The sequence below is a fragment of the Pseudomonas sp. W5-01 genome (assembly GCF_046540435.1).
Lineage (GTDB): Bacteria > Pseudomonadota > Gammaproteobacteria > Pseudomonadales > Pseudomonadaceae > Aquipseudomonas > Aquipseudomonas graminis_B.
Map to the genome: position 1 here is coordinate 490,677 of NZ_JAXCIP010000002.1, position 20,339 is coordinate 511,015.

At 61.3% G+C, this 20,339-nt stretch carries 17 protein-coding genes; 11 read left to right on the forward strand and 6 right to left on the reverse strand.

Annotation, left to right across the window (positions count from 1 at the left end):
• Positions 1–5 precede the first annotated feature (5 nt).
• Together acnD and prpF are read left to right on the forward strand one after the other, a co-directional pair.
• Positions 6–2,600: a Fe/S-dependent 2-methylisocitrate dehydratase AcnD gene (acnD, locus tag SLW75_RS07595; protein WP_410934070.1), complete on the forward strand. Its 2,595-nt coding sequence runs from the start codon at positions 6–8 to the stop codon at positions 2,598–2,600.
• Positions 2,601–2,651: 51 nt separating this feature from the next.
• Positions 2,652–3,842 carry a 2-methylaconitate cis-trans isomerase PrpF gene (prpF, locus tag SLW75_RS07600; protein ID WP_410934071.1) on the forward strand — a complete coding sequence of 397 codons (1,191 nt, stop codon included), beginning with the start codon at positions 2,652–2,654 and terminating at the stop codon, positions 3,840–3,842.
• 63 nt (positions 3,843–3,905) lie between these two features.
• On the opposite strand, the gene SLW75_RS07605 is transcribed toward prpF, so the two are convergent.
• Positions 3,906–4,724 carry a pyruvate, water dikinase regulatory protein gene (locus tag SLW75_RS07605; protein WP_074887131.1) on the reverse strand — a complete coding sequence of 273 codons (819 nt, stop codon included), beginning with the start codon at positions 4,722–4,724 and terminating at the stop codon, positions 3,906–3,908.
• 150 nt (positions 4,725–4,874) lie between these two features.
• Here SLW75_RS07605 and ppsA point away from each other — a divergent pair, with 150 nt between their 5' ends.
• The 8 genes from ppsA to SLW75_RS07645 all read left to right on the forward strand — a co-directional run bounded on the left by ppsA (position 4,875) and on the right by SLW75_RS07645 (position 13,187).
• Positions 4,875–7,250, forward strand: coding sequence for a phosphoenolpyruvate synthase (ppsA, locus tag SLW75_RS07610; RefSeq protein ID WP_410934072.1), 2,376 nt, complete (start codon positions 4,875–4,877; stop codon positions 7,248–7,250).
• 171 nt (positions 7,251–7,421) lie between these two features.
• The gene (locus SLW75_RS07615; protein WP_296307227.1) at positions 7,422–8,417 is read left to right on the forward strand and encodes an alpha/beta fold hydrolase; all 996 of its coding nucleotides are present in this window, start codon (positions 7,422–7,424) and stop codon (positions 8,415–8,417) included.
• Positions 8,418–8,655: 238 nt separating this feature from the next.
• Entirely contained in the window at positions 8,656–9,144 is a 489-nt protein-coding gene (gene rraA, locus SLW75_RS07620) for a ribonuclease E activity regulator RraA (protein ID WP_065988501.1), read from the forward strand.
• A 42-nt stretch (positions 9,145–9,186) separates the two neighbouring features.
• On the forward strand, positions 9,187–10,182 hold the full coding sequence (locus SLW75_RS07625) for a zinc transporter ZntB (protein ID WP_065988500.1): 996 nt from the start codon (positions 9,187–9,189) through the stop codon (positions 10,180–10,182).
• Positions 10,183–10,268: 86 nt separating this feature from the next.
• Positions 10,269–10,538 (forward strand): CrfX protein, encoded by a 270-nt coding sequence (locus SLW75_RS07630; RefSeq protein WP_410934073.1) that lies wholly within the window; start codon positions 10,269–10,271, stop codon positions 10,536–10,538.
• Positions 10,539–10,540: 2 nt separating this feature from the next.
• Positions 10,541–11,365, forward strand: a complete 825-nt coding sequence (locus SLW75_RS07635) for a mechanosensitive ion channel family protein (RefSeq protein WP_065988498.1) — start codon at positions 10,541–10,543, stop codon at positions 11,363–11,365.
• An 89-nt stretch (positions 11,366–11,454) separates the two neighbouring features.
• Complete coding sequence (gene sigX, locus SLW75_RS07640) at positions 11,455–12,045, forward strand: RNA polymerase sigma factor SigX (RefSeq protein ID WP_065988497.1); 591 nt, start codon at positions 11,455–11,457, stop codon at positions 12,043–12,045.
• A 107-nt stretch (positions 12,046–12,152) separates the two neighbouring features.
• On the forward strand, positions 12,153–13,187 hold the full coding sequence (locus SLW75_RS07645) for an OmpA family protein (RefSeq protein ID WP_065988496.1): 1,035 nt from the start codon (positions 12,153–12,155) through the stop codon (positions 13,185–13,187).
• 160 nt (positions 13,188–13,347) lie between these two features.
• Here the strand turns inward: SLW75_RS07645 and SLW75_RS07650 are convergent, their stop codons facing one another.
• From SLW75_RS07650 to SLW75_RS07665, 4 genes are all read right to left on the reverse strand, one after another.
• Complete coding sequence (locus SLW75_RS07650; RefSeq protein WP_410934373.1) at positions 13,348–15,000, reverse strand: protein kinase domain-containing protein; 1,653 nt, start codon at positions 14,998–15,000, stop codon at positions 13,348–13,350.
• A 51-nt stretch (positions 15,001–15,051) separates the two neighbouring features.
• Positions 15,052–16,263: a nitrate/nitrite transporter gene (locus tag SLW75_RS07655; RefSeq protein ID WP_410934074.1), complete on the reverse strand. Its 1,212-nt coding sequence runs from the start codon at positions 16,261–16,263 to the stop codon at positions 15,052–15,054.
• A 294-nt stretch (positions 16,264–16,557) separates the two neighbouring features.
• Positions 16,558–17,133 carry an ANTAR domain-containing response regulator gene (locus SLW75_RS07660; RefSeq protein ID WP_037011032.1) on the reverse strand — a complete coding sequence of 192 codons (576 nt, stop codon included), beginning with the start codon at positions 17,131–17,133 and terminating at the stop codon, positions 16,558–16,560.
• A 12-nt stretch (positions 17,134–17,145) separates the two neighbouring features.
• Complete coding sequence (locus tag SLW75_RS07665) at positions 17,146–18,354, reverse strand: CmpA/NrtA family ABC transporter substrate-binding protein (protein WP_410934075.1); 1,209 nt, start codon at positions 18,352–18,354, stop codon at positions 17,146–17,148.
• Positions 18,355–18,627: 273 nt separating this feature from the next.
• On the opposite strand from SLW75_RS07665, the gene SLW75_RS07670 reads away from it, so the two are divergent.
• The gene (locus tag SLW75_RS07670; protein ID WP_410934076.1) at positions 18,628–19,650 is read left to right on the forward strand and encodes a quinone-dependent dihydroorotate dehydrogenase; all 1,023 of its coding nucleotides are present in this window, start codon (positions 18,628–18,630) and stop codon (positions 19,648–19,650) included.
• Between the two features lie 140 nt (positions 19,651–19,790).
• Here SLW75_RS07670 and rmf read toward each other — a convergent pair whose 3' ends face one another.
• Positions 19,791–20,006 carry a ribosome modulation factor gene (rmf, locus tag SLW75_RS07675; protein WP_074887169.1) on the reverse strand — a complete coding sequence of 72 codons (216 nt, stop codon included), beginning with the start codon at positions 20,004–20,006 and terminating at the stop codon, positions 19,791–19,793.
• Positions 20,007–20,339 lie beyond the last annotated feature (333 nt).

Here is a 20,339-nt window from a genome sequence, read left to right on the forward strand (position 1 = left end):
TGACGATGAACACTGAATACCGCAAATCGCTGCCCGGCACGGCGCTGGATTACTTCGACGCCCGCGCGGCGGTCGATGGGATCAAGCCTGGCGCCTACGCCACGCTGCCGTACACCTCCCGCGTGCTCGCCGAAAACCTGGTGCGCCGTTGCCATCCGACGACGCTGACGGCCTCGCTCACACAACTGATCGAACGCAAGCGCGACCTCGATTTCCCATGGTTTCCCGCGCGTGTGGTCTGCCACGACATCCTCGGCCAGACTGCGCTGGTTGATCTGGCCGGCTTGCGCGACGCCATCGCCGACATGGGCGGCGACCCCGCGCAGGTCAATCCGGTGGTGCCCGTGCAGTTGATCGTCGACCACTCGCTGGCAGTCGAATGCGGGGGCTACGACCCGGATGCCTTCAGCAAGAACCGGGCGATTGAAGACCGTCGCAACGAAGACCGTTTCCACTTCATCAACTGGACCAAGCAGGCCTTCAAGAATGTCGAAGTGATCCCGCCGGGCAACGGCATCATGCATCAGATCAATCTGGAGCGGATGTCACCGGTGATCCAGACGCTGAACGGCGTTGCCTTCCCCGATACCCTGGTCGGCACCGACAGCCACACCCCTCACGTTGATGCGCTGGGCGTCATCGCCATCGGCGTCGGCGGCCTCGAAGCCGAGAACGTCATGCTCGGCCGCGCCTCGTGGATGCGCCTGCCGGACATCATCGGCGTCGAACTGTCGGGCCGTCCGCAGCCAGGCATTACCGCCACCGACGTGGTGCTGGCGCTCACCGAATACCTGCGTCAGCAAAAGGTCGTCGGCGCGTACCTGGAGTTCTACGGCGAGGGCGCCCGCGCGCTGACCCTCGGCGACCGCGCGACCATCTCGAACATGGCCCCCGAATACGGCGCCACCGCCGCCATGTTCAGCATCGATCAACAGACCATCGACTACCTCAGGCTGACCGGTCGCGAAGACCAGCAAGTGCAGCTGGTCGAGACCTTCGCCCGCCACACCGGGCTCTGGGCCGACAGCCTGGTCAGCGCCGAATATGAGCGGGTGCTGCGTTTCGACCTGTCCAGCGTGGTGCGCAACATGGCCGGGCCGTCCAACCCCCATGCACGTGTAGCCACGGCCGATCTGGCCGCCAAAGGCATCGCGGCGCCGTGGCAGGAGACCCCGGGCGAAATGCCGGATGGCGCGGTGATCATCGCCGCCATCACCAGCTGCACCAACACCAGCAACCCGCGCAACGTCATCGCCGCAGGTTTGCTGGCGCGCAACGCTAATCGTTTGGGGCTGACGCGCAAACCCTGGGTGAAGTCGTCCCTGGCGCCGGGCTCGAAAACCGTCGCGCTGTACCTGGATGAAGCAGGGCTGACCGGCGAGCTGGAGCAACTGGGTTTCGGCATCGTCGCGTTCGCCTGCACCACCTGCAACGGCATGTCCGGCGCGCTGGATCCCGTGATCCAGCAGGAAATCATCGACCGCGACCTGTACGCCACGGCGGTGTTGTCGGGCAACCGCAACTTCGACGGGCGCATTCACCCTTACGCCAAGCAGGCGTTTCTCGCCTCGCCGCCGCTGGTGGTGGCCTACGCCATCGCCGGAACAATCCGCTTCGATATCGAGAAAGACGTGCTGGGCCTCGGCCCCAACGGCGAAGAAATCCGCCTGAAAGACCTCTGGCCGAGCGACGCCGAGATCGACCAGGTGGTGAAGGCCTCGGTCAAGCCGGAGCAGTTCCGTCAGGTGTACATCCCGATGTTCGCCATCCACGAAGACACCGGCCCGAAAGTCGCGCCGCTGTACGACTGGCGCCCGATGAGCACCTACATTCGTCGCCCGCCGTACTGGGAAGGCGCGCTCGCCGGCGAACGAACCCTCAGGGGCATGCGTCCGCTGGCGGTGTTGCCGGACAACATCACCACCGATCACCTGTCGCCGTCCAACGCGATCATGCTCGACAGCGCCGCCGGCGAGTACCTGGAGAAAATGGGCCTGCCTGAAGAGGACTTCAACTCCTACGCCACCCATCGCGGCGATCACCTGACGGCCCAGCGCGCCACGTTCGCCAACCCCAAGCTGTTCAATGAAATGGTGGTGGAAAACGGCAAGGTCAAGCAGGGTTCCTACGCGCGGATCGAGCCGGAAGGCCAGGTCACGCGGATGTGGGAGGCCATCGAAACTTACATGGCGCGCAAGCAGCCGCTGATCATCATTGCCGGCGCCGATTACGGTCAGGGTTCGTCCCGGGACTGGGCCGCCAAGGGCGTGCGCCTGGCGGGTGTCGAAGTCATCGTCGCCGAAGGCTTCGAGCGTATCCACCGCACCAATCTGGTGGGCATGGGCGTGCTGCCGCTGGAATTCAAGCCGGGCACCAATCGCCTGACCCTGGGTATCGACGGTACTGAAACCTTCGACGTGATCGGCGCGCGCACGCCGGGCGCAACGCTGACGCTGATCATCCAGCGCAAGAACGGCGAGCGCGTGGAGGTGCCGGTGACCTGCCGTCTCGACACGGGGGAAGAGGTGTTGATCTACGAGGCCGGCGGCGTGCTGCAACGCTTCGCCCAGGACTTCCTCGAATCCGCCGCCGTCGCCTGAGCCGACGCGCGCTCTTTATGACGCGCGCTCTATATAAAGAAGGAGCAGTTGATGGCTTCCACCGCACAGATCAAGATTCCCGCGACCTATATGCGCGGCGGCACCAGCAAGGGCGTGTTTTTCCTCCGGGACGACCTGCCTGAAGCCGCGCAAACCCCCGGTGCGGCCCGTGATGCCTTGCTGTTGCGGGTGATCGGCAGCCCCGACCCCTACGCCAAGCAGATCGATGGCATGGGCGGCGCGACGTCAAGCACCAGCAAAACGGTGATCCTGTCAAAGAGCGAGAAAGCCGATCACGACGTCGATTACCTGTTTGGTCAAGTGGCCATCGATAAGCCCTTCGTCGACTGGAGCGGCAATTGCGGCAATCTGTCAGCGGCAGTCGGCCCGTTCGCGATCAGCAACGGTCTGGTTGACCCGGCGCGCATTCCCCGGAACGGCGTGGCGGTGGTGCGCATCTGGCAGGCCAACATCGGCAAAACCATCATCGCCCACGTGCCGATGACCGACGGCGCGGTGCAGGAAACCGGCGATTTCGAGCTCGACGGCGTGACCTTTCCGGCGGCGGAAGTGCAGCTGGAATTCATGGACCCTGCCGCAGACGAGGAGGGCGCAGGCGGCTCGATGTTCCCCACCGGCCATCTGGTGGACGAGCTTGAAGTGCCGGGCGTGGGGACGTTCAAGGCGACGATGATCAATGCCGGCATCCCGACGATTTTCGTCAACGCCCGGGACATCGGCTACACCGGCAGCGAATTGCAAGACGCAATAAACAGCGATCCGAAGGCCCTGAGCATGTTCGAAACGATCCGGGCCTATGGCGCCTTGCGCATGGGGCTGATCGGCACGGTCGAGGAGGCAGCGACGCGTCAGCACACGCCCAAAGTAGCGTTCGTGGCCGCGCCTGCGGACTACCTGTCTTCCAGCGGCAAACGGGTCACCACCGCAGACACCGATCTGTTGGTGCGCGCCATGTCCATGGGCAAGCTGCACCACGCGATGATGGGCACCGCAGCAGTGGCCATCGGCACGGCAGCCGCGATTCCCGGAACGCTGGTCAATCTGGCAGCGGGCGGCGGCGAGCGCAGTGCCGTGCGCTTCGGCCATCCTTCCGGAACCCTGCGTGTCGGCGCTGAAGCCGTGTTGGTCGACGGCGAATGGCAGGTCAAAAAAGCCATCATGAGCCGCAGCGCGCGGGTATTGATGGAGGGATGGGTGCGAGTGCCGGGCAACAGCTTCTGACCGGAGCGCATGGCCTGCTCCGGCCAACTTGCAGCTTGCAGCTTCAAACTTGCCGCTGCGCAGCTACTTAAACCGCCGCTCGACGCCTTTCTCCACCAGCACCTTGGCCGAGATTTCCTCCACCGAAAAATGCGTGGAATTGATGTGCGGGATGTTTTCGCGGCGGAACAGGCCCTCGACTTCGCGCACCTCGAACTCGCACTGGGCGTAGCTGGCGTAGCGGCTGTTGGGTTTGCGTTCGTGGCGGATCGCGGTGAGGCGGTCGGGATCGATGGTCAGGCCGAACAGCTTGTCCCGGTGCAGCTTCAGCGCGGCAGGCAACTGCAGGCGCTCCATGTCATCTTCGGTCAGCGGGTAATTGGCCGCGCGGATGCCGAACTGCATGGCCATGTACAGGCAGGTCGGGGTTTTGCCGCAGCGCGACACCCCCACCAGGATGATGTCGGCCTTGTCGTAGTAATGGGTTCTGGCGCCGTCGTCGTTGTCCAGCGCAAAGTTCACCGCCTCGATCCGCTCCATGTAGTTGGAGTTGTGCCCGATCGAGTGGGATTTCCCCACCGAGTACGAAGAGTGTGAACTAAGCTCCAGCTCCAGCGGGGCGAGGAAGGTCGAGAAGATGTCGATCATGAAGCCGTCTGAGGTCGCGAGAATCTCGCGGATGTCCTGGTTGACGATGGTGTCGAAAATGATCGGACGGGCCTCGTCCTTCTCGGCGGCCTTGTTGATTTGCTGCACCATGGCCCGCGCCTTTTCGACGCTGTCGATATAGGGCCGCGTGAACTTGTTGAATGTAATGTTTTCAAATTGCGCTAGCAGACTCTGGCCAAGGGTTTCGGCGGTGATGCCGGTGCCATCGGAGATGAAAAAAGCGGATCGTTTCATTTGCGCCCCGGGGCCTTAAGCTGAAGACAATTTGTGGATATGATAGGCCGGCTTGCGGGCCATGACTGGCCGCATTCTACCTGTTTTCAATCGCCGCGATTCCCGCACCAAAAGCGTTCCCAACAATAACCGGTTAGTGGAGAAATCACCTTGGTAGAGTACGTAGTTTCCCTCGATAAGCTCGGCAAACATGATGTTGAGCACGTGGGGGGCAAGAACGCATCCCTCGGCGAGATGATCAGCAACCTGGCGGGCGCAGGCGTGTCCGTTCCCGGTGGCTTTGCCACTACCGCTCAGGCCTACCGTGATTTTCTTGAGCAGAGTGGCCTGAACGCTCAGATCCATAAGGCCCTCGACGCTCTGGACGTTGACGACGTCAACGAGCTGGCCAGAACCGGCGCGAAAATCCGTCAGTGGATCATGGAGGCTGAATTCCCCGAGCAGCTCAACGCCGAAATCCGTACCGCTTTCGCCGCGCTGTCGGCGGGCAACCCGGATATCGCGGTTGCCGTGCGCTCCTCCGCCACCGCAGAAGATTTGCCGGATGCCTCGTTCGCCGGTCAGCAGGAAACCTTCCTGAACATCCGTGGCGTGGAAAACGTGATCCGCGCGGCGAAAGAAGTCTTCGCGTCGCTGTTCAACGACCGCGCCATTTCCTACCGCGTGCATCAGGGTTTCGACCACAAGCTGGTGGCGTTATCCGCTGGCGTGCAGCGCATGGTGCGTTCTGAAACCGGCACCGCAGGCGTCATGTTCACCCTGGACACCGAGTCCGGTTTCCGCGATGTCGTCTTCATCACCGGTGCCTACGGCCTGGGCGAGACCGTCGTTCAGGGCGCGGTCAACCCGGACGAATTCTACGTTCACAAAAACACCCTTGAAGCCGGTCGCCCGGCGATCCTGCGCCGCAACCTGGGTAGCAAGGCGATCAAGATGATCTACGGCGAAGAAGCCAAGGCCGGCAAATCGGTCAAGACCATCGACGTCGACCTGGCCGATCGCGCGCGTTTCTGCCTCAGCGACGAGGAAGTCAGCAACCTGGCACGCCAGGCGATGATCATCGAAAAACACTATCAGTGCCCGATGGACATTGAGTGGGCCAAAGACGGCGACGACGGCAAGCTGTACATCGTGCAGGCTCGTCCCGAGACCGTGAAAAGCCGCAGCTCGTCCAATGTCATGGAACGCTATCTGCTGAAAGAGAAGGGCACCGTTCTGGTGGAAGGCCGCGCCATCGGCCAGCGCATCGGCGCCGGCAAGGTGCGGATCATCAAGGACGTGTCCGAGATGGACAAGGTCCAGCCCGGCGACGTACTGGTCTCCGACATGACCGACCCGGACTGGGAACCGGTGATGAAGCGCGCCAGCGCCATCGTCACCAATCGCGGCGGGCGCACCTGCCACGCCGCGATCATCGCCCGCGAGCTGGGCATTCCGGCAGTAGTGGGTTGCGGCAACGCCACCGAGCTGTTGCAGGAAGGTCAGGGCGTCACCGTGTCCTGCGCCGAGGGCGACACCGGTTACATCTTCGAAGGCGAGCTGGGCTTCGACATCAAGCAGAACTCCGTCGACGCCATGCCTGACCTGCCGTTCAAAATCATGATGAACGTCGGCAACCCCGATCGCGCCTTTGATTTCGCCCAGTTGCCCAACGCCGGCATCGGCCTGGCGCGTCTGGAATTCATCATCAATCGCATGATCGGCGTGCACCCCAAGGCGCTGCTGAACTACGCCAACCTGCCTCAGGACATCAAGGAAAGCGTCGACAAGCGCATCGCCGGCTACGACGATCCGGTCGGTTTCTACGTCGAGAAGCTGGTGGAAGGCATCAGCACCCTGGCGGCGGCGTTCTCGCCGAAGAAAGTCATCGTGCGCCTCTCGGACTTCAAGTCCAACGAATACGCGAACCTCATCGGCGGCAAGCTTTACGAGCCGGAAGAAGAAAACCCGATGCTGGGCTTCCGTGGCGCGTCCCGTTACATCAGCGAAAACTTCCGCGACTGTTTCGAGCTGGAGTGCCGTGCCCTCAAGCGTGTGCGCAACGAGATGGGCCTGACCAACGTCGAAATCATGGTGCCGTTCGTGCGCACCCTGGGCGAAGCGAGTCAGGTCATCGATCTGCTCGCCGAAAACGGGCTGGCCCGTGGCGAGAACGGTCTGCGCGTGATCATGATGTGCGAGCTGCCGTCCAACGCCCTGATGGCCGATGAATTCCTCGAATTCTTCGACGGGTTCTCCATCGGCTCCAACGACCTGACCCAGCTGACCCTGGGGCTGGACCGTGACTCCGGGATCATCGCCCACCTGTTTGACGAGCGTAATCCTGCGGTCAAGAAGCTGTTGTCCTACGCCATTCAGGCTTGTAACAAGGCCGGCAAGTACATCGGCATTTGCGGTCAGGGCCCGTCCGATCATCCGGATCTCGCGCGCTGGTTGATGGAGCAGGGCATCGAAAGCGTGTCCCTCAATCCTGATTCGGTACTGGAGACCTGGTTCTTCCTGTCCGAAGAGGACGCTCCAACCTGATGCAGATCGAGTAAGATGCCGGCCCGTTTCCATGGGCCGGTTTCCCGAGAGGGCGGTTCTCTAACGAATCCGCCCTTTTTTGTGGGTGATTTTCAGCGCGCTGGCAGCGTCAACCTGCTGTCTAGCCCAACCGCCGTTCCCCCTCCACCAAGAGCATCCAGCAAAAGCACCATGCAAAGCAGCAGTCATCTCTTTCCCGTGGCCTTGATCAGTGCCGAGCGTCGTGGCGACCTGACCGAGGACGTCTACCGTTTGAAGCCCGGCAACAGCCCGGATTTCACCGTCGAAATCGCCGTCACCCGGCTGGGTCTTGTGTCCGCCCCGGATGCCCGAGGCGTGCCGGTGGTCCTGCTGCACGGCAGCTTTTCCAATCGACGCTTCTGGTACTCCCCCAAAGGCATCGGACTGGGCGCTTATCTGGCCCGTGCCGGGTTCGATGTGTGGATTCCGGAAATGCGCGGGCACGGCCTGTCGGCGCGTAACAGTGCGTACAAAGACAACGGCGTGGCTGACTATGCGCGCTTTGATCTGCCGGCCATCGCCGGGTTCGTGCGCGAGCAGACTGGCGAGGCCCCCCACTGGATCGGCCATTCCCTGGGCGGCACGACCCTCGCTGCGGCTTTGGGCGGGCACTACCTGACGACGGACGACGCCGCGTCGGTGGCGTTGTTCGGCAGTCAGGTCACCCGCAGCCACTGGCCGCTCAAAGTGCCGCCGCTGCAATGGGTCGCACGGCTGCTGCTCAAGCGCTTCGAGCACGTTTCGGGCCCGCGTTTCAAGCGTGGCCCGGAAGACGAACCCATGGGCGTCCTTCTGGAGAACATGCGCTGGCGCGGCCTGTTCGGCAGCTTCGGCCACAAGAAGGATGACTGGTGGGCCGGGCTGCAACAGGTCACGGTCCCGCTGCTGTGCGTGGCTGGCGCTGGCGATCATCAGGACCCGGAATGGGCCTGCCGCGAGCTCTTCGAGCGCTTCGGCAGCGACGATAAGACGTTTCTCGTCCTGGGCCGCGAACAGGGCTTCAGCGAAGACTTCGGCCACGTGCCGATGCTGGTCAGCAAAGCCGCGCAAACCCAGGTGTGGCCGCGCGTGGCGGACTGGCTGAATCGCCATGTTCCGGTGGCAAAGGCTGAATCAACGCTGAACATGATGGCAACTCCGTCATAGTCGCGGTTTCAGCCATTCCTTGGGCGCTGACTTGGCGCTAAGCTGCACCCATTCTCGACACCGGGGCCGAACGGCAGGTGGCGACTCGTTGGTCAGATTTTTCTGTGCGCCATGAGGTGCTATATAAGGATGCAACGCGCGGGGAGCGTCGGTCGTTCAACAGACCGTCTATTCTCGTAGCCGTCTATCCTAGTGGCTGTCTACCCTCATCACAGAGCTTTCCTGACAGGAGTTACCCATGCACTACATCACCCCGGACTTGTGCGACGCCTACCCTGAGCTGATTCAGGTGGTAGAGCCGATGTTCAGCAATTTTGGTGGCCGTGATTCATTTGGTGGCGAGATCGTCACGCTCAAGTGCTTCGAAGACAATTCGAAGGTGCGTGAGCAGGCTGACCAGCCTGGGCACGGCAAAGTCCTGGTCGTGGACGGTGGTGGCTCTCTGCGCTGCGCACTGCTCGGCGACATGATCGCGGAGAAGGCGGCGAAAAACGGCTGGGAGGGCATGGTGATTTTCGGCTGCGTGCGTGACGTCGACGTCCTCGCGCAGACCGATCTGGGTGTGCAGGCATTGGCCAGTCACCCGCTCAAGACTGAAAAGCGCGGCCTGGGTGATCTGAACACGGTGGTGAGCTTCGGCGGTGTGACCTTCAAGCCGGGCGAATTCATCTATGCCGACAACAACGGCATCATCGTCTCGCCCAGCGCACTGAAAATGCCGGACTGATTATTCTTTACGCGGTTAGCGATTCACTCAGCAAGGACACGAATGTTTGACGAAACAAACGCGCAGTGGGGGCTGGTTCATGCCCTCGTGTTGGACGGAAAGGGCGGGGCGCGTTCAATCCCCCGCACTGCACTGGATGGCCTTCAATTGGAGCCCCACGAAAGTGTGTGGCTCCACTGGGACCGCAGCCATCCGCAGACCCAGACGTGGTTGCGCAAGACCAGCGGTCTCAGCGAGTTTGTCTGTGACCTGATGCTGGAAGAGAACACCCGGCCACGGCTGCTGGCCTTGCCGGACGACGAATTGCTGTTGTTTCTGCGCGGGATCAACCTGAACCCTGGCGCCGAGCCCGAAGACATGGTGTCGGTGCGTATTTTTGCCGCCGCCCAGCGCGTTATCTCGTTGCGCCTTCGTTCGCTGCGGGCAACCGACGAACTGATCGCGTCATTGGATGAAGGCAAGGGCCCGAAAACAGCCTCGGAATTGCTGTTGTATCTGGCTCAGTTCCTCACCGACAAGGTTCAAGCGGTGGTGGGCGAGCTCACAGAACTGGTCGATGACATGGAAGAGCGCATAGATGCCGACGAACGGTATCTGCCCGAGCACGGCAACATGGTGCACATCCGTCGGCGAGCGGCGGGGCTGCGAAGGTTCCTGGCGCCGCAGCGGGAGATCTACGCCCAGATGACGCGCAGCAAGATGCCGTGGTTTGTGGAGGATGACGCCGATTACTGGAACGAGTTGAACAACAGCCTGACACGCTATCTCGAAGAGCTGGAACTGACCAAAGAGCGCGTGGGGCTTGTGCTTGAGGCCGAAGACAGACGCCGCAACGAGCGCATGAACAGGACCGTCTATCGGTTTGGAGTCATCACCGGCATCTTCCTGCCGATGAGCTTCCTGACCGGTTTGTTGGGTATCAACGTGGGAGGCATCCCGGGATCGGAAAACCCCTACGGATTTATGTACGCCTGCCTGTTGATGCTGGCCGTCGCGGTGGGGCAAATGTGGTTGTTCAAGCGATTGCGGTGGGTGTGAGTGTAAAAAAACGGAAGGCGCACACGAGTGTCGTGTGACTCCAGCAGAATTGGCTGCGTCTTTCAGTGATATTGCGTGAGGTGCCTATGCACGACCCGTTTGAAGAATCACTGCGCGACATGCTCAACGCTTCGTCCAGCAGCCGGGACGATGATGCCGTTCTGGGCCGAGTGTTGAAGACCGCCAACCGTCAGGTCGGCGCCGGTGATCTGTTCAGTCTTCTGGGTCGTTGCACGCAGGCTTTGATGATTGCCGTGAATAACGGCTCCGCCCACGTTTCACCCGTTTCCGGCCGCAAGGCGAAAGGTACCGGTACTGCGTTTGCCGGGACCCGTGTACAAGACAAGGCTGATTGAATATGGAATTGGATCTCTGGACGCAGAGCCTGGTTACTGCAATGACTGCGTTGTGGACCAAAGTCGCGAACTTCATCCCGAATCTGTTCGGCGCGCTGGTCGTGGTGCTTCTGGGTTTCGTGGTGGCAAAGCTGCTCGATACCCTGCTTTCCAAGTTGTTGGCCAAGCTCGGTCTGGATCGCCTGATGGGCGGCACCGGGTTGACAAAGCTGATCAGCCGCGCGGGTATTCAGGTCCCGATATCGACGCTGATCGGCAAGATCGTTTACTGGTTCGTGCTCTTGATTTTCCTGGTGTCGGCGGCAGAATCGCTGGGGCTGGAGCGGGTTTCCGCGACGCTGGACATGCTGGCGCTGTACTTGCCGAAGGTGTTCGGCGCTGCGCTGGTGCTGCTGGTCGGGGTCTTGCTCGCGCAGTTAGTCAACGGTATTGTTCGCGGCGCTGCGGAAGGCGTAGGCCTGGATTACTCGGCTGGCCTGGGGCGAATCGCCCAGTGGCTGGTGATCATCATCAGTATTTCGGTGGCGATCAGTCAGCTGGAGGTCAAGACCGACCTGCTGAACCATGTGATCGTTATCGGATTGATTACCGTTGGTCTGGCCGTTGCGCTGGCCATGGGGCTGGGAAGTCGCGAGATCGCGAGCCAGATCCTGGCAGGAATTTATGTACGTGAGTTGTACCAGGTGGGGCAACAGGTGCGCGTTGGAGAGGTCGAAGGGCAGATCGAAGAAATTGGCACGGTGAAGACCACCCTGCTGACCGAGGAAGGCGAGTTGGTATCGATGTCCAACCGGGTCCTCCTCGAGCAGCGAGTGAGCAGCCGTTGAGCCGGCGAATCTGCTAATGTATGCCGCCGCAAAACCCGGGCGATTCCCGGGCGCGGCGGACATCTACCCGACTGTCGGCACGACTTGTTTTGAATAACGTTCAAACGCCCTCTCTGCGCTACGACCCACGCGAGCTCTCCGATGAGGAGCTGGTTGCGCGTTCGCACGCCGAGCTGTTTCATGTGACGCGTGCCTACGAAGAGCTGATGCGTCGTTACCAGCGGACACTTTTTAACGTCTGCGCACGGTATCTGGGGAACGATCGTGATGCTGATGATGTCTGTCAGGAAGTGATGCTTAAGGTGTTGTATGGCTTGAAAAACTTCGAGGGTAAATCGAAGTTCAAAACCTGGCTCTACAGCATCACGTACAACGAATGCATCACGCAGTACAGGAAGGAGCGGCGAAAGCGTCGGTTACTGGACGCTTTGAGTCTTGACCCCCTCGAGGAAGCGTCGGAAGAAAAGACGCCGAAACCAGAAGAAAAGGGCGGGCTTGATCGTTGGCTTGTGCATGTGAACCCGATCGACAGGGAAATTCTGGTGCTACGATTTGTCGCAGAGCTGGAATTTCAGGAGATCGCAGACATCATGCACATGGGCCTGAGTGCCACGAAAATGCGTTACAAACGGGCACTTGATAAATTACGTGAGAAATTTGCAGGCGTTACCGAAACTTAACTCGGTGCAAATATCTCTAACGAGCAGGCAAGTTCTGATAGACTTGCCGACGAGTTGTCTCTCGCTAAGGGGGACTGCTTTACAATCACCAGATGGGGATTTAACGGATGAAACTGAAAAACACCTTGGGCTTGGCCATTGGTACTATTGTTGCCGCAACTTCGTTCGGCGCTCTGGCTCAAGGCCAAGGCGCAGTCGAAATCGAAGGCTTCGCCAAGAAAGAACAGTTCGACAGCGCTCGTAACTTCAAAAACGACGGCAACCTGTTCGGCGGTTCTGTTGGCTACTTCCTGACCGACGACGTTGAATTGCGTCTGGGCTATGACGAAGTGCACAACGTCCGTAGCGACAATGGCCAGAACATCAAGGGCGCGAACACCGCTCTGGACGCTCTGTACCACTTCAACAACCCGGGCGACATGCTGCGTCCATACGTTTCGGCTGGTTTCTCCGATCAGAGCATCGATCAGAACGGCAGCAACGGTCGTAACCGCTCCACCTTCGCCAACATCGGCGGCGGTGCCAAGCTGTACTTCACTGACAACTTCTATGCCCGTGCTGGCGTTGAAGCTCAGTACAACATCGACCAAGGCGACACCGAGTGGGCGCCAAGCGTCGGTATCGGTGTGAACTTCGGCGGCGGTTCGAAGAAAGTTGAAGCAGCACCAGCTCCAGTAGCTGAAGTGTGCTCCGACAGCGACAACGACGGCGTCTGCGACAACGTTGACAAGTGCCCAGACACCCCGGCAAACGTGACTGTTGACGCTAACGGCTGCCCAGCTGTTGCTGAAGTCGTACGTGTTGAGCTGGACGTTAAATTCGACTTCAACAAGTCGGTTGTGAAGCCAAACAGCTACGGCGACATCAAGAACCTGGCTGACTTCATGAAGCAGTACCCACAGACCACCACCACTGTTGAAGGTCACACTGACTCCGTCGGTCCTGACGCTTACAACCAGAAGCTGTCCGAGCGTCGTGCAAACGCCGTTAAGCAAGTTCTGGTTAACCAGTACGGTGTTGGCGCTAACCGCGTAAACTCGGTTGGCTACGGCGAATCCCGCCCAGTTGCTGACAACGCAACTGACGCTGGCCGCGCTGTAAACCGTCGCGTAGAAGCACAAGTAGAAGCCCAAGCTAAGTAATTAGCCTCGCTTCACGAAAAACCCGGCTCAGGCCGGGTTTTTCTTTGCCTGCGATTTAACCCCGCAGTCCCCCCTGATTCGCTGTCCGGCCGTCTAAGCAAAGAGACCGGGGTCACACTGGATCCCTCTAAGCGGATCCACTTAAACGACTAAGTCCGCACTATCGTTTGACCAGCAACACCCACAAAACCAGATTGATCAGCAGCGACAACAAGGCCACTGCGCGCCAGACCTTAAGGGGCTCACGCTCCAGCAGGGGTGTCGTACGTGTATTCAGCGGCGAAAGCTCTCCCTGTTGAAAGTGCACGAGCCAGTGCTCTGCGGTCTCGAAGCGCTTCAGCGGATCAGCCTGCAGGGCGCGCTGCAGATGCTGATCCAGCCACTCCGGGACATCCGGTCGGTAACGGCTGACGGGCAGCGGATTACCGAAGCGGCGGCGCTGAAAAGGCTCGATCTCGCCGTAGGGGTAGTGGCCGGTCAGCAGGAAGTACAGCGTGACGCCGGCGGCATACAGATCAAAGTCTGGGCTTGGCTCTGCGCCGTCGAAGGCTTCAGGGGCCATAAAGCTGGGGGTGCCGGGTACATCGCCGCTTTGATCCACTGACAGGCCCGGGCTGTAGGCAAGCCCGAAATCCAGAATGCGTAAACCTCCCGCCTGCTCGTGCAGCAGATTCTCAGGCTTGATGTCTCGATGAATGATGTTGCGCCGGTGCAGCAGACCCACGGCAGCGATCAGTTCCAGGGCCAGACTCAGCCATGGCGACAGCGCCATTGGCCCTTCCTGATCGAAGATTTCAGCCAGGGTCTGGCCGGAGTACTCACGCATCACGTAGTACAGATGCTGGCGCTGGCCGAGGGGGTGCAGGGCTGGAAAGAAGCGACCCGCGACGCGACGCAAGAACCACTCCTCCAGCAGCAAAGCCTCCGCCGCGCCGGCCTCGTCAAAGCGAGAAGGCGGCAGCGTCTTCAATAACCAATGTTGCTGCTGGCTGTCGCGTACGCGATACACAAGGGACTGTCGCGAGTCGCTCAAACGTGTCTCGACTTGCCAACCTTCAAACGTCTGGCCTGCCTTGAGAAGGGGCGGGACAGGCCATTGCTGAAGTTGCAGCAGCGTTTCGCCCAGGCTGTCGGAGCCCAACTGATCGACCTGAATCAGCAACGCGCTCGCGTTATCGGCACTGCCAGACAGATGAGCGGCGTTGATCAGCGTTCGGACTATCGTATCCAGATCGGCCTGTTCGTTGAGAATCGAGGCGATTCGTTCATCGCCCAACGTTGCCCACACGCCGTCGCTCACCAGCAGCAAGCGCTCGCCCTGGCGCAGTTCGCCGTCGAGGTAATCCATGACCACGTATTGATCCAGACCCAGCGCGCGTTTCAGCACGTGTTGCATGTCCGGCTGTTCCCAGACGTGCTCCTGACTGATGCGCTGAAGATGGCCTGTGTGCCAGCGGTACACGCGACAGTCGCCGACGTGGGCGAGGGTGAAGCGACGCCCGCGCAGGACCAGCGCACTCAGCGTGGTCAATAAGCCGTTGGCCAGCAGCCAGCGATTGTGCGCCAGCAGCAGGCGGTCAAGGGCTTGGGCGACGCTCCAGGTTTCCGGGGTTGCGTAGTAATCCATGGCCAGCGCCTGCAGCGTGGCCCGGGACGCCAGTCCGCCGTCGGCACATTGACTGACGCCGTCGGCGAGGGCGAACAGGTAACCCTTGCTGGCCGCCAGCGTCGGAGCAGGAGTCACCACGCGAATGGCGTCCTGATTCTCCGCCCGCGGCCCGGTCGCGCTGAATTCGGCAACGCGCAGCTGCAAGCCGCTCGTGGTGGGCGCGACCGGCGTCAGCGGCTGATTGACGCTCACGGTCTAAACGCGGGCAGCGGTGACAGCGGCCGAACCCCAGGTGGTTCTCCAGCGACGCTTGACGTTCATCAGGCCGAACCAGGCGAGCACACCCAGGAATGCAAACAGCCACAGGCCCAGTTGGTACTCGCCGGTGTTCTGCTTGATGGCGCCGAGCCCGGCGGCGAGCAGGAAGCCACCGATGCCGCCGGCCATGCCGATCAGGCCGGTCATGACGCCGATCTCTTTGCGAAAGCGTTGCGGCACGAGCTGGAACACCGCGCCGTTGCCGGCACCAAGGCCGAGCATGGCCGCGACGAAGAGTGCCAGCGCTGCCCACGAGCTGGGCAGGTTGAAACCGACGGCGGCGATGCAGATCGCCGCGACGGCGTACATGCCGGACAGCGTTCGAATGCCGCCAAAGCGATCGGCGAGTGCGCCGCCCAGTGGGCGCATCATGCTGCCGCCGAAGACGCAGGCGGCGGTGTAGTAACCCGCGGTCACCGGGCTCAGGCCGTATTGATCGTTGAAATAGCCGGGCAGGGCACTGGCCAGGCCGATGAAGCCGCCAAAAGTCACGCTGTAGAAGAACATGAACCACCAGCTGTCGCGGTCGCCCAGGGCTTTGAAATAGTCAGCCATGGATTTGGCTTTCGGACGTTCCGGAGCGTTTTTTGCCATCAGCGAGAACGCGATGAGGGTCAGCAGCAGCGGCGCCACGGCAAAGCCGAACACATTGTTCCAGCCGAAGCTGGCGGCGAGCACAGGTGCGATCAGTGCCGCGAACACGGTACCGGAGTTGCCGGCGCCGGCGATGCCCATCGCTTTGCCCTGATGCTGCGGCGGGTACCACTGCGAAGCCAGCGGCAGCGCCACGGCGAACGACGCGCCCGCCATCCCGAGGAACACACCGAGCAGCAGCGCCTGCTCATAGCTGTGAATGCCCAGTTGCCAGGCGCAGAGCAGCGCGGCGATGACGATCACCTGGCCGATGACTCCGGCGGTTTTCGGCGACAACTGATCGGCCAGCATGCCCATGATGAAGCGCAGCACGGCACCCGCGAGAATCGGCGTGGCAACCATCAGGCCGCGTTGCTGGGTAGTCAGGTGCAGATCGGCGGCAATCTGCACGGCCATCGGGCCAAGCAGGTACCAGACCATGAAGCTCAGGTCGAAATACAGAAACGCTGCGAACAATGTCGGTTTGTGGCCGGCTTTCCAGAAACTCGTGTTCATCTAACACCTCATCTGCAGGGATTCGTGTTCGGTGGAGGTGTTGCTCGCACCGCTACGGGTCAGGTCATGCAGGCGAAGCACCAGACCGGCACTCCACCCGCCTCGACGTGTTCAAGGCAAAAACGAAAAAACGCCGCAGCCCTGTGCGCTTGCGCGAAGGGGTGCGACGTCTTTGTCGTGAGTGGGCAACCGCCGTTGGCTACCTGTGAGGTGTGACTAGCAATACATGGGCCAAAGGTGCGCCGGTATGCAGGCCGAATGAAATCAGCGCGCGCGGTTCGGACGTGGAGGGGCTCAGCCCAACAGTTCGCTCATGGCAATGATCTGCTCCGCCACCTGAATCAGTTTCTGCTGCCGGCTCATGGCCTGGCGTCGCATCAGGGTGTAGGCCTCTTCTTCGTTGCACTGCTTCATCTTCATCAACAGGCCTTTCGCCGTCTCGATACGTTTGCGTTCGGCCAATTGCTGATCGCGGGCGTGCAGTTGCGCGCGCAGGTCCTGGTCGCTTTCGAAGCGGGCCATGGCGACGTCCAGAATCGGCTGCAGGCGTTGCGCGTGAATGCCTTCGACGATGTAGGCGCTGACCCCGGACTTGATCGCCTGGCGCATCACGCCGGGGTCGTGCTCGTCGGTGAACATCACGATCGGGCGCGGCAGATCCCGGGTCACCAGCACCACTTGCTCCAGCACATCACGCCCCGGTGATTCGGTGTCGATGAGGATCACGTCCGGTCGCACGGCCTGAACCCGTGCGGGGAGGTCGATGATCAGCCCGGATTCATCGATGACCTCGAAACCGGCTTCAGTCAGCGCCGCTTTCAGGCGACCGACTTTTTTGGGGGTGTCATTGATCAGCAGGATTCGCAGCATGGTGGCGTCTCCTCAGCGATCGGCATGAGCGAGGGCGGCATCGGCCAGCGCGTGCAGCTTGAAGCTGCGGGCATAACACGCCGGGTCGCTGCCGTCCCACATCTTGCCGTCGATCAACTGGCTGCTGCGCATGGGCGAGGGCGGCACGGCGATGCCCAGTGCCTCGGCGGCCTCGCGGTACAGGCCAAGCTGTTGGACGGTGCGGGCGACGCCGAGGTAATCCGGGTCTTCGCGCAGCAAGCCCCAGCGGCGAAACTGGGTCATGAACCACATGCCGTCAGACAGCCACGGCATGTTGACCCGGCCTTCATCATGGAAGCGGATGGCATGGTGGTCGTGCCACCGGTTGCCGAGCCCGTCGTCGTACTCGCCCAGTAGCCGCGATTCGATAGCGCCGACGGGTGCATTGACGTACTCGGGGGCGCCGAGCAACTGCGCGGTGCTTCGGCGGTTGTCAGCGCTTTCTTCGATGAAGCGACTGGCTTCAAGCACGGCCATCACCAGCGTGCGCGCCGTGTTCGGGTATTGCTCGACAAATTCCAGGCTGCACCCCAGCACCTTTTCCGGGTGATCCGGCCAGATGGCCTGGGACGTCGCCAGGGTGAAGCCCAGGTTCTGCTGAACCGCGCTGGCACCCCACGGCTCGCCGACACAAAAGCCGTCGATGCGACCGGCCTGCAGGTGCTCGACCATCTGCGGCGGCGGCACCACCACGCTGTCGACGTCGCGCAGTGGGTGAATGCCCTGGCTCGCGAGCCAGTAATACAGCCACAGGGCGTGGTTGCCGGTGGGGAAGGTTTGGGCGAACGTGAGTTTTGGTTCGCTTTGGTGCGTGCGTCGATCGAGTGCATCAGGAGTGGTCACACCTGCGTCCTGCAGCGCCCTCGACAGGTTGATGCTCTGACCGTTCTGGTTCAGCCCCATCAGCACCGCCATGTTCTTCGCCGGCCCGGCCAGTCCGAGTTGCACGGCGTAGACCAGGCCGTAAAGGCTGTGGGCCGCGTGCAGTTCGCCGCTGACCAGTTTGTCGCGCAGGTTGGCCCACGATGACTGCCGGTGCAAATTGATGTGCAGGCCATAGGGCTGGGCGAAGCCCTGGGTCGCGGCGACGATGAGCGAGGCGCTGTCGGTGAGCGCCATGAAGCCGAGGTCGACGCTGGCCAGCTCCGGTGCATCGCTGCCGTTTACCCAGGCCAGCGAGGGGGTGAGCGTGTCATTCATGAGTGCCATTCCGCGTGGAGGCCGACGCGCCTTTCAACGCTGCCGGTCGTCCAAAAAAAACGCCGCCTCGCCCCCTTGAAACCGGGGCGACAGCGACGTCATTGTCCTGTGTCTCGCTCCGCCATTGGATCGAGTCGATGCAGGACTTAAAGCAAGCGATATGCCAGCGGCGAACAGGTCAGTCAGCAAAGTTCGCGACATGCCTCGCGCTTCGCCTGCACCGGCGTTTATAATCCGCCGCTGATCCCAGCCGCAATCGAGCCGCCCCCGCCCATGTATAACCTGGCCCGCCAGTTACTGTTCAAACTCTCCCCCGAAGCTTCCCACGATCTGTCCATCGACCTGATCGGAGCGGGCGGGCGTCTGGGGCTCAACGGCCTGTTCAACAAGGCGCCGATGCAGCTGCCGGTGACCGTCATGGGCCTGCGCTTCCCCAACCCGGTCGGATTGGCGGCGGGGCTGGACAAGAACGGCGCGGCCATCGACGGCTTCTCGCAGCTGGGCTTCGGTTTCGTCGAGGTCGGCACTGTCACGCCGCGCCCGCAACCGGGCAACCCGAAACCGCGCATTTTCCGTCTGCCCCACGCCGAAGCCATCATTAACCGCATGGGCTTCAATAACCTGGGCGTCGACAATCTGGTCAGCCGGGTGCAGGCCGCGCAGTACAAAGGCGTACTGGGCATCAACATCGGCAAGAACGCCGATACGCCGGTGGAGCGCGCCGTGGATGATTACCTCATCTGCCTGGACAAAGTGTACGCCCACGCCAGTTACGTCACCGTCAACGTCAGCTCGCCCAATACGCCGGGCCTGCGCAGCCTGCAGTTCGGCGATTCGCTCAAGCAACTGCTCGAAGCCCTGCGGGTGCGTCAGGAAGCGCTGACGCTGATCCACGGCAAACGCGTGCCGCTCGCCATCAAGATTGCCCCGGACATGAGCGACGAAGAGACCGTGCTGGTTGCCGGCGCGCTGCTGGAGTCGGGCATGGACGCGGTGATCGCCACCAACACCACCCTCAGCCGTCAGGGCGTCGACGGGTTGCCCCATGGCGACGAGGCAGGCGGCCTGTCAGGCGCGCCGGTGCGCGAGCAGAGCACGCACATCGTCAAGGTGTTGGCCGGTGAGTTGGGCGGGCGCTTGCCGATCATAGCCGCTGGCGGCATTACCGAAGGCAGGCACGCGGCCGATAAGATCGCGGCAGGGGCGAGTCTGGTGCAGATTTATTCAGGCTTTATCTACAAGGGGCCGGCGTTGATTCGCCAGTCGGTGGACGCGATCGCGTCGATGTCCCGCTGATCATCCAGACGAAAAGAGGGGTTCCGACTGGAACCCCTCTTGGGCCTTGGCCCGCCGCCCGGGTGGGGCGTGCGTGGTAATGGTGAAGCGATCAAGAATGTCGAAAAAGCTTTAGGTCAGGCTGTAACGTGAGGGTTGCGTCAGCCGACCGCGTGAAGTTCGTTGAGTCTGTGAATGCCCGCAGTGCCGGTCATACCGTCCCAGTTGTCGCCGCGTCCTTCTCGCCAGCCGTTGATCCAGGCTTGACGCACTGACGGTAGAGTAAATGGGCAAAGCTCACGGGATTTACCGGATACGCCATATTGGTATCCGCGCGAAAATGCTCTTTCCATCGGATCACGCTTAAGTCTTCTCATAGGGTATTGCCCTCGTTTGTTGACTGTAATGTCCCTGGAGACCTCAGGTTGAGGTCCGGCAGAAAATCTTCTGCCGTTAGCGGCCCGCTGCCGGCGTCGCGGGCTTGATGCCACCGCCGTTGCGGCGATGACCTTGGGTGATTTCTAACCAATGAAAGATGCGCTGTGAATGATCGTTTTGTCATAAGAACGTAACCATTCAGGCATTACGACCATAAGCAATCACTCGTTTGACCAGTGTTTTTTGCGGGGGGCCCTTTTAAACGGGGCTTTCAGGTCGCAGTGCAATTATTTCGCAATTGAGAGTACTGGCCGTTTACGGTCAGTGGAAAA